At 72.3% G+C, this 9650-nt stretch carries 9 protein-coding genes; 6 read left to right on the top strand and 3 right to left on the bottom strand.

Going from position 1 to position 9650, the window contains the following annotated elements; genetic code table 11:
* Positions 1-439 precede the first annotated feature (439 nt).
* From ACIWVC_RS09645 to ACIWVC_RS09635, 3 genes are all read left to right on the top strand, one after another.
* The gene (locus ACIWVC_RS09645; RefSeq protein ID WP_396454007.1) at positions 440-1138 is read left to right on the top strand and encodes a DJ-1/PfpI family protein; all 699 of its coding nucleotides are present in this window, start codon (positions 440-442) and stop codon (positions 1136-1138) included.
* Positions 1139-1230: 92 nt separating this feature from the next.
* Positions 1231-2355 (top strand): hypothetical protein, encoded by a 1125-nt coding sequence (locus tag ACIWVC_RS09640; protein WP_396453157.1) that lies wholly within the window; start codon positions 1231-1233, stop codon positions 2353-2355.
* Between the two features lie 27 nt (positions 2356-2382).
* Positions 2383-3990 carry a CocE/NonD family hydrolase gene (locus ACIWVC_RS09635; protein ID WP_396454006.1) on the top strand — a complete coding sequence of 536 codons (1608 nt, stop codon included), beginning with the start codon at positions 2383-2385 and terminating at the stop codon, positions 3988-3990.
* Here the strand turns inward: ACIWVC_RS09635 and def are convergent.
* Positions 3987-4520 (bottom strand): peptide deformylase, encoded by a 534-nt coding sequence (gene def, locus ACIWVC_RS09630; RefSeq protein ID WP_396453160.1) that lies wholly within the window; start codon positions 4518-4520, stop codon positions 3987-3989. The genes ACIWVC_RS09635 and def overlap by 4 nt on opposite strands.
* Before the next feature lie 415 nt (positions 4521-4935).
* On the opposite strand from def, the gene ACIWVC_RS09625 reads away from it, so the two are divergent.
* Complete coding sequence (locus tag ACIWVC_RS09625; protein ID WP_396453286.1) at positions 4936-5844, top strand: alpha/beta hydrolase family protein; 909 nt, start codon at positions 4936-4938, stop codon at positions 5842-5844.
* 51 nt (positions 5845-5895) lie between these two features.
* Here the strand turns inward: ACIWVC_RS09625 and ACIWVC_RS09620 are convergent, their stop codons facing one another.
* A complete protein-coding gene (locus ACIWVC_RS09620) occupies positions 5896-7125 on the bottom strand; it encodes a helix-turn-helix domain-containing protein (protein WP_396454005.1) in 1230 nt (409 codons plus the stop codon).
* 834 nt (positions 7126-7959) lie between these two features.
* Here ACIWVC_RS09620 and ACIWVC_RS09615 point away from each other — a divergent pair.
* The gene (locus ACIWVC_RS09615; protein WP_396449485.1) at positions 7960-8208 is read left to right on the top strand and encodes a hypothetical protein; all 249 of its coding nucleotides are present in this window, start codon (positions 7960-7962) and stop codon (positions 8206-8208) included.
* A gap of 8 nt (positions 8209-8216) precedes the next feature.
* A complete protein-coding gene (locus ACIWVC_RS09610; RefSeq protein WP_396449486.1) occupies positions 8217-9014 on the top strand; it encodes a hypothetical protein in 798 nt (265 codons plus the stop codon).
* 62 nt (positions 9015-9076) lie between these two features.
* On the opposite strand, the gene ACIWVC_RS09605 is transcribed toward ACIWVC_RS09610, so the two are convergent.
* Entirely contained in the window at positions 9077-9259 is a 183-nt protein-coding gene (locus tag ACIWVC_RS09605) for a hypothetical protein (RefSeq protein WP_396449487.1), read from the bottom strand.
* Positions 9260-9650 lie beyond the last annotated feature (391 nt).

Here is a 9650-nt window from a genome sequence, read left to right as displayed (position 1 = left end):
GCTGGTTCGCGAGATTGGCGGAGCGGAATTCGGACTTCTTTCGGGCGCCCTTCTTCTTGGCGTTGGCGAAGGGCGCGGATCCGAGGCTGTCAATGGCGCGCATAAAGGCGTCACCTCCGGGCGGGCGTGAATTCGGCCGCAATGGGGCCGACGAAATGGAAAGCTGTGCGCACGGCTCGCGCAGCAGGTCACAGGACTTGTCGGCGAGAGGAAGTGCGCTTGGGAAGAGAACGGGAGCGGGCTCGCGGCGATGCCGGGAGCGGCTCAACCGGAAGAGGATCAAAGGATCATGTCCAAGAGTTAGCCATAGTTTCCGGCCGGTGTCAACCCATTAATTTCCCGGTCGTCGACGGGGGTGGTGCGGCGGGGTGTGCGGATGGCGCAATCTGTGGGGTGCCCGTCGTTGACGCCATGAGCGGGGCGGGCCCAGCCTGGAGGCATGCGCGTCGCGTTCCTGATCTTCGACGGCGTGCCGCCCCAGAGAGACGAGGGAGTACGCATGACCACGTACGGGCTGCTGGTGTTCGAGGACGCGGAGGAACTGGACTTCGTGGGCCCCTGGGAGGTGTTCACGGCGTCGGCGATGATGCGCGAGCAGAAGGGCGGGGCGGAACCGGACAAGGCGGTGCTGGTCGCCGAGCAGTTGGAGCCGGTGCGGTGCGCCAAAGGGCTCCGGGTCGTCCCAGACCACACCTTGGAAGACCACCCGAAGCTGGACGTGCTCCTAGTGCCCGGTGGACGCGGCGCAAGGGAGACCCAGCCGCACAACCCGTCCGTCACGGGCTGGATAGCGAAGACCGCCGAACAGGCCGACTGGGTGACGAGCGTGTGCACCGGCTCGATCCTGCTGCACGCCGCAGGCCCCGCCAGGGGGCACAGGGTCGCGACCCACTGGGCGTCGGAGGACGCCCTGGAGGTTCGCGGCGATGTGACCGTCGTACGCGACGCGCGCTACGTCGTGGACGGCAACCTCGTCACCAGCCAGGGCGTGTCCGCGGGCATCGACATGGCTCTCTGGCTGATCGGGCGCATCCACGGCCGCGACCACGCGCGGGCGGTCCGCCGCTACATCCAGTACGAGCCCGCGCCCCCGTACCTGGCGGACGAGCCCGCGTACCCGGCCGACGAGCCCGCGTAGACGGCCGGCGGGACCGCCTGATCGGGACGCCCGTCGGAACGAACATTCCGCCATTCCAGTGATGATCTTCGCTTATCGGCATAATCACGCGAATGGCAGTGTCGCTTCCGGTGCGGTTCCGCAGCGATGGCGGGCGGGTGGCGGTGGAGACCGACCCCCTGCACGCCCCGCTGCGCGACTTTCTCATCAACGACCTGGGCGAGGACGTCTCCGCGATCGCGCGCGCCCAGGGGCGGCTGGGCGGCGGCTCGTCCGGTCCCTGGCGGGAGGACTACCGCTACCACCGCCTCGAATTCGACGGCACCACCGTCCGCGTGCGGGACGTCGGCGGGTGGGCGTCCTGCGACCTCGACCCGGCCGTTCTGCGCCAATGCCTGGACGAGTACCTCAACGAGATCGGCGCGCTGCGGAGCCGCCGTAGCCTCGAACGGGTGCTGGGCAAGCCGCGCAACGGCGAGCCGGTGGCGAGTTCCCTGGCGCTCGGGTCCGTGTCCCACCGGACGCAGGGCTGGGGGCTCATCCAGGCGCCGCGCGCCATGCTGGAGGACATCGCCGGGCTGACCCCGCACCCGGACGGCTGCCTCCCGCACGGCGTGCTGGAGACCGGCTCGGGCGCCTGCTGGGCCGACCTCGCCGTCCTGGACGAGAGCGGTACGCGCCTACGCGGCGGCACGAAGACGTTCATGCCGCGTGGCATCGACCCAGAACGCCTTATGGCGGAGCTTGGGAACACCCTCACGTCGGCCCGTTTCCTCGGCGGCATCCCGGGGGCGTGGTCCGGGGTCGTCGCCGGTGTCCCCGTGCACGGCTACGTCGACCCGGACGCCGTGCTGCGGCTGCCCTGCATGCCCATCGAGATCGAGGGCGTCGTCCGGCACGTGCGGGTGTTCTTCCCGGAGCTGGCCGACTCCGGGGTCGATCTGGAGGCGGCAGCGTCCGCCGCGGTGGCGATCGCCAAGGCCGTGAACGGGCCGCGCCACGTCCTGATGGCGTTCCTTCTCCATGACGTGCAGAGCCATCGCCACCACCTGGAGGTCGTGCGGGCGGCGCGTCCCGGCTGGGAGCACACGGGGAACGCCTGCCATCTGCGGGTCGACGTGCAGACCGTCCGGCTGGAGCACCTGTGGCTGCCCGGCCACAACTGCGAGATGCCGACGGGCGAGTTCGCCGGTGTCCTCTACGAGTACGAGCGCCTTATCGGCACGGGCGTCTCGTAGCCTCGTAGCCAGTCGAAGGGGGCGTGCATGGCGGTGCTGGGACGGACCCTCGGGCGAGCGGTGGACCGCTTCTTCGGCCTACCCGAGGCGACCGCGCCGGACGTCCAGATAAGGCGCGACTTGCGCGTGCCCATGCCGGACGGAGTCGCGCTCATTGCCGACCTGTACCGCCCGCGCGGGGCCGGGCCGATGCCCGCCGTGCTGATTCGCACCCCGTACGGCAAGCGGCAACCCGTGATGCGGCTGTACGCGGGGGTTCTGGCCAGGCGCGGGTTCCAGGTCGTCGTGCAGAACGTGCGGGGCGTCCTAGGCTCGGGCGGCGAGTTCCACGCCTTCCACAACGAGAAGGACGACGGTCTCGCGACGCTCGCGTGGGTTCGCGGCCGGCCGTGGTGTGACGGCAGGGTCGCCATGGTGGGTGCGAGCTACCTCGGATACACCGAATGGGCCCTCGCGCCCTACGCAGACCCTCCTCTGGAAGCGATGGGGCTCGGCATCACGGCGTCCGAGTTCGTGAGTTCCTTCTATCCGGGTGGTGCGCTCGCCCTCCACAACACGCTCGTCTGGTCGTCGTTGATGGGCACGCAGGGCGAGAAGAGGCGACCGCTCCACAACAGACGTGTCCGGCAGGCGATGCGCCACCTCCCGGTAGGGGAAGCGGACATCGCGGCCATCGGACGCCCCGAATCGTTCCTCCGCGACGTCACAGCCCACGCCGAACCCGGCGACGACTTCTGGCAGGCGACCGACCACAGCGCCGCCGTCCCGGACACGGCCACGCCCACCACGATGGTGACGGGCTGGTGGGACCTCTTCCTGCGCGGCCAGTTGCGCGACTTCACCGCCCTGCACGAGGCCGGACGCCAGGTGCGCATCACCATCGGCCCATGGGGGCACGACACGAAAGCGCTCCGCGCGATGGTCTCCGACCAGGTGTCCTGGCTGAACGCCCACCTGAACGGCGACAAGGCCCAGCTCCGCCAGGCCCCGGTGAGGCTCCACCTGCAGAAGGCCGGCCGCTGGCTGGACTTCGACCAATGGCCCCCGCCCGAGACCAAGCCCACGCCGCTCTACCTGGGCCGGAGCCTTCTCTGGGACGGGCCGCCGGACGCGGAACCGGCCACGTTCACCTACGACCCTCTCGACCCCACCCCGTCCGTGGGCGGGCCGCTCCTCTCACCCGGAAAGGGCGGGCAGCGGGACAACACACCGATCGAACGCCGCGGCGACGTGGTCGTCCTGACGGGCGCCCCGCTGGACGGCGACCTCGACCTCATCGGGCCGGTATCGGCGACCGTCCACGCGCGGACGAGCACCGGGCAGGGCGACCTGTTCATCCGCCTCTGCGACGTCGACCGCGACGGGGTCTCCCGCAACGTCACCGACGGCGTCCTGCGCATCAGGTCCGAAGGGGTGGTGCGGGCCGAGATCGAGATGCACCCGACCGCGTACCGCTTCGTGCGCGGCCACCGGCTGCGCGTCATGCTGGCGGGCGGCGCGTTCCCGAGATTCGCCCGCAACCACGGCACCGGGGAACCCGCCGGGCGGGCCGTCGCGTCCCGCCGCACCCGCTTCGAGATCCTCCGCGACGAGGACCACCCGTCCGCCGTCCACCTCCCGGTCTGGGACGGCTAGCTCGCTTCGCTCTCCGCGCGCAGGGCCTCGTACTCCTTGAGCACCCTCTTGCGCGCCCTGGCCGAGAGGCGGTCGATGTAGAGCCTGCCCTCAAGGTGGTCGGTCTCGTGCTGGAGGCAGCGGGCGAGCAACCCCGTCCCCTCCACCGTGACCTCGTTTCCGTCGACGTCGAAGCCGCGCACGGTCGCACGGTCAGGACGCGCCAGCCGCGCGTGCGGCCCCGGCACGGAAAGGCAGCCTTCCTCGTCGTCGTCCAGCCGCCGGTCCTCCAGCGCCGGCAGTTCCAGGACGGGGTTGACGACGGCGCCCTTGCGCCGCTCGCCGTCCGCGTCCGGGCAGTCGTAGACGAAGACGCACAGGTCGACGCCGATCTGGTTCGCGGCCAGGCCGACGCCCTGCGCCTCGTACATGCTGGCGAACATGTCGTCGGCCAGCTCCCGCAGCGCCGGGCCGAAGTCGTCGACGGGCCGGCACGGCCGGTGCAGGACGGGCGTCCCCACCAGCGTGATCGGCCGCACGCGTCCCACCATCACCACTCCCTCCCACGCTGATTACACCACGCGTCCCCGGCCGCGGAGCGTGCCCCGCTCGTCGCACACGGCCGTCCGCTCGTCGACGGGACGGGGCCGAGCCCTCGATCCGGCCGCGGCCGCCCCGCTACCTTCTCCACGTCCGCCGGACGGCCGGTGCGAGCCGCTCCGGGGGGAGCGGCCGGTCCTGTGAGCGCACCCGGGGGCCGGCGCGGCGGAACGGGGAGAGAGGGGTCACTTCGGGGGGAGTGGCCCCTCCGCCCGTTTCCACGGGTTCACGCATTTATAAGTTGACTATAAGACTTACGGCGAGAACGTGGAGCCGGCTGAGAAGCAAATGGCTCCGGGGCGTCTCACAATTCAGGCAACCGCGAATTGCTCCCTTTCGCGGTCCGCCTAGTGAAGGGTGCGCCCGATGAACAGGCATCTGACGAATGCGTTCAGAATGCTCCCCGCGGCCGCCGTGCTGGCCGCGGGCGCCGCGCTGGCGCCCGCCGCGCACGCCGCCGTCCCCGCCGCCGTCCCCGCCGTCCAGTTCGCCGCCGGCCCCTACGAGCGCGGGCCCGCGCCGACCGAGGCGAGCATCACCGCGGAGCGGGGCCCGTTCGCCATCGAGAAGATCGACGTCCCGGCCGGCAGCGGCGCCGGCTTCAACAAGGGCACCGTCTACGCGCCGACCGACCTCAGCCAGGGCACCTTCGGCGCCATCGCCGTCTCGCCCGGCTTCGTCTCCCCGCAGGCCCTGATCGACTGGTACGGGCCGCGCCTCGCCTCCCAGGGCTTCGTCGTGATGACGCTGGAGACCAACAGCCTGTTCGACCAGCCCGCCGCCCGCGGCGACCAGCTCCTCGCCGCCCTCGACTACCTGACCGGCAAGAGCGGGGTCAGGGACCGCATCGACGCGTCCCGGCTCGCCGTCATGGGCCACTCCATGGGCGGCGGCGGGACGCTGGAGGCGGAGAAGAAGCGGACCTCGCTGCGGGCCGCCGTGCCGCTCGCGCCGTGGGACCTGAACTACGACTGGAAGAACGTCCGGACCCCGACCATGATCATGGGCGCGGACAACGACCTCATCGCTCCTGCGGACTCCATGGCGCACTCTTATTACACGGGCCTCACCGGTGTGCCCGAAAAGGCGTACTTGGAACTGCGGAACGCCGGGCACATGACCTTCAATTCCCCCAACACGACCATCGCCAAATACGCCATCGCGTGGATGAAGCGGTTCGTCGACGACGACGTCCGGTATGAACAGTTCCTCTGCCCGGAGCCTCGGCCGGACAACGCCGTCGCCGCCTACGAGGGCACCTGCCCCACCGGCTGACTCCGGTCCGGACGGTGGCGGCGGCCGGCGCCCCGGCCGCCGCCGCCGTCCTCACCCGTCCTCCGCCGGGGACAGCCGCCGGTCGCCCGGGTCCAGGCGGACCAGATGGTGCAGCAGGAGCAGCAGCTCGATGCGCCGGTCCGGGTCGAGCAGGACACCGCCGAGCGTCTCCTCCAGCCGCCGGATCCGGTACCGGACGGTCTGCTCGTGCACCAGCAGCCGCTCCGACGCCGCCACCGCGTTGTCGCGGCACTCCATGTAGGTGAGCAGCGTCCGCGACAGCGCGTCCCGCCGGTGCGGCGGCAGCTTCATCAGCGGTGCGAGCCGGTCGCCGAGCGCCACGTCGAGCAGCTCCTCGCTCTGCGCCGCCACCAGGCTGGGCAGGTGGTCGAGGCAGCGCAGCGGCTCCTTGCCCGGCAGGACGCCCCGCTCGACCAGCGCGAGGCCCCGCCGCGCCCAGCGCAGCGACAGCGCCGCGCGGGACGGCGGGACCGCCGGGCCGATCGCCGCCGACCGCGTGCCCTTGAGCGCGGCGAGCATCCGGTCGCGGCCCGGTCCGTCCGGGTCCGGGCAGATCACGTACGGCTCGGCGGCGTCCCAGTCGGCGAGGAAGATCGGCGGCAGCACCGGGGCCGCCTGGCCCGGACCCGGCCGGACCGCGACGGCGGCGAGCGTCCGCGGCACCGGCCAGCCCGCCGACCGCGCCACCTCCCCGATCGCCTCCGCGCTGGCCGGCGGCTCCACCACCAGCAGGTCGCGGAGCCGCCGCCGGAACCGCTCCCGCTCGCCCGCGATCTCGCCCTGCGCCCGCGCGTAGCCCTGCCCCGCCGCGCCCGCGATGCGCTCCAGGAACACGAACAGCGACTCGGTGATCTGCCCGAGGGTGTCCAGCGACCAGCCGAGCCGGCGCGCGTCCTTGATGAACCGGCGGCAGGCGACCTGCCCGCTCACCCGGATCGCCGTCTGCAGCCCGTCCAGGCTCCGCCCCTGCCGCGCCTCGTACGCGCCGATGCCCTCGAAGATCCCGGTGACCTTCTCCCAGTCCATGTCGGGGCGGCCGATCGCGTCCACGAACTGCCGGACGGACTCCTCGACGGCCCACCGCATCCGCCGGCCGTACCGGCTCTCCGGCGGCCGCGCGTACTCCGGGACGAGCGCCTGGATCTCCTGCACCATCTCGACGGCCGCGGCCTCCAGGTACGGAAGCATCGGCTCGGCGAACTCCGCCGGGACCTCGGAAAGCGGAAAGTCCGCGGCAGCGGACGACCTGTTCCGGCTCATGCACCCTCCTGTGCTCCTCCACACCGACCTCGTACGGACGTGGTGCTCCGGCCGGGAGCGCCCAGTTCCCGGACCGCGCCGCTCCCGGCACGGCCCCCAGGCCCGGCCGAACCGCCGAGCGCGAGCGCCCCGCCCCGGACGCGACCGCCTCACTCCCGGGGTACGCGTGTCACTCCCGGGCACGACCACGCCGCGTCGCTTCCGAGCACGCCGCTGCCGGCGCGTCGCACGGTCCCCCGCACCCGGCCCCGTCGCCGCGCACGTGCGTCCCACTCCGGCCACGGCCGCGCGTCGCCCCCGGCCGGTCCGCCCCCGGGGGCACGACTCCCTCGGACCCGCGCACGGCCGCGCGTCGTCCCCGGGCACGACCGTGTCCGTCCCGGACACGAGCGACTCGCTCCCGGGCACAGCCGTGCCGACCCCGACGACTCCTCTCAGCCTCCGGTTGGGGGACGCCTCTTCGATAGACGGCCACGGAAAGTTTCGACGGCCCGTGATTGTCACCCCGCTGACAGCCGCCGGCCGGCCGCACGGCGTGTCGCGGCGGGCCTGCACCGGGCCGCGGTACGCCCCGGCGGAGCCCGCCGCCCGGAGGCCCGGCGGCGAAAATAGATCTCCCCGCGGCGGACGTCCCCGCCCCGAACCGGAATTCTTTGCAAAAGAATCTCCCGGCCCGCCCAAACAACCAAGGTTTGCCTTTCAATAAGGCGGAGATCGGCAGGATCGATCGGACGTTACCGGCGAAACGGTAATGGCACGTCAACCGTCGTCCGGCGCGAAAACTTGACCCTGAGGAAGTCGACTTCCGATGCCGCCTGCGCAAAGGTCGTCCCCATGTATTCACGAATTCGAGCCGCCGGGTCGGCCGGGCCCACCGGCTGGCTGCTGGCCTTTCTCGGCGCCCGCGAGCAGGCGCTGCGCACCCACACCGGTCTCGCCGCGGGCCCCGCGGAATGGCTGCTGGTCTTCCTGGAGGTCGAGCGCACCGAGCTCGCCGCCCGGCAGCGTCCCGCCACCCTGCTCACCCGGCGCGACCGGCGCGAGGAGTCCCCGTTCGGCCGGCTGACCGCCCGCAGCGCGTAAAGGAAGTCATGACCATCGAGATGCTTCTCGCCGCCGTGATCGGCGGCGCGATCGGCCTCGCCGAGCTCGTCGCGCGCTACCGCGACAAGCCCGTCGGCGCCCTGCTGTCTCCGGGCGGCCTGCTGTTCGTCTTCGTCAACGCCAGCGCGTCCGTCGTCGCGCTGATCGCGGTGACCGCCGCCGGCTGGACGTTCGGGCTGCCCCCCGCCACGCCCCCGGCGAGCCTCATGGTCGTCCGGGTGATCGCCGCCGGCATCGGGTCCGCGGCCATCCTGCGGATGTCGTTCGCCCCCGCGCACAGCAAGGCCGCCGGGACCGGCCCCATCACCCTCCTCAACGGCATCCTCCGGCTCGCGGACGGCGAACTGGAGCGCAAGCGCGCGCTGAGCAGGCTGTCGCACAACGACCTGTCGGGGCTGTCGTTCGAACGCGACCACGCCGCCCTCGCCGAACTGTGCTGCCACCTCATGCGCGAGTTCGACCTGTCCGAGGCGCAGCGGCTCGGCGGGCTCGCCGCCGAGCTCAGCCACCGCGACGACCTCACCGACGCCGACAAGCTGGACTGCTGGGGCCTGGAGCTGACCCGCCTCGTCGGCGAGCGCGCCCTGCGGCAGGCGGCGCGGCGGCTGCGGGACCGCCCCCGGGACGAACCCCGGCCCGCCGTGTCCGAGGAGCGCGCCCCGGCGCCGGACACCGACCACCTCGTGGACACCGTGCCGCCGCCCCGCCCGCCCGTCGCCAAGACCTCCCGCCTCGCCGCGAGCACCTCCGCCCGCACGGAGCGCAAGTCGTTCAGCGACGTCTGACACCCGGAGAAATACCGGTGCGTCCCATTTCCGGGCGCACCGGTATTTTCGCGGAAGGGGCACTATTTCGGCCGGACGATATCGTTTTCGTCCCGCTCTTCCAGGGTCGCCGCGATACGGTGCAGTGCCTCCGCCAGCGACACGAGCGCCTGCACCTGGGCGGCCGCCATGAGATTCCCCGGCGACGGATCGGCGGCCTGCGCCTCCGCGGCCGCGTCGCACGCCTGCTGGCTCCACCAATGCACGCGGCGATCCTATTCGAGCGGCGAATGCGGCCACCGCCGCCGCGCCGCCGCATTACCGACACCGGAATGGAAAGGGCCAGACCCGTGAACCGAGGCCGTCCCCACACCGCATCCACTCCCGACCCCGCCGCAGAACCCGCGGCCGACCCCGTCACGAGACCCGCGGCCGAACCCGCCACCGAACCCCGCCGGCCCGGCGTCGGACCCGCCGCCGAATCCGCCCGGCCCGCAGCCGGACCCGGCGTCGCCCCTGGTGCGTGGTCCGCCGGTGGGCCGGCGGCTGGATCTGCCGGCGGGCATGTCGCGTGGTCTGCCGTGGGATCTGGTGCGGGGTCTGCCGGTGGGCCGGCGGCTGGATCTGCCGGCGGGCATGTCGCGTGGTCTGCCGTGG

Origin of the sequence: Actinomadura sp. (genome assembly GCF_044508335.1) — a bacterium.
Classification (GTDB): Bacteria; Actinomycetota; Actinomycetes; order Streptosporangiales; family Streptosporangiaceae; genus Spirillospora.
The sequence above is the reverse complement of the archived record's forward strand: the minus strand, read 5'-3'. Positions and strand labels throughout refer to the sequence as shown.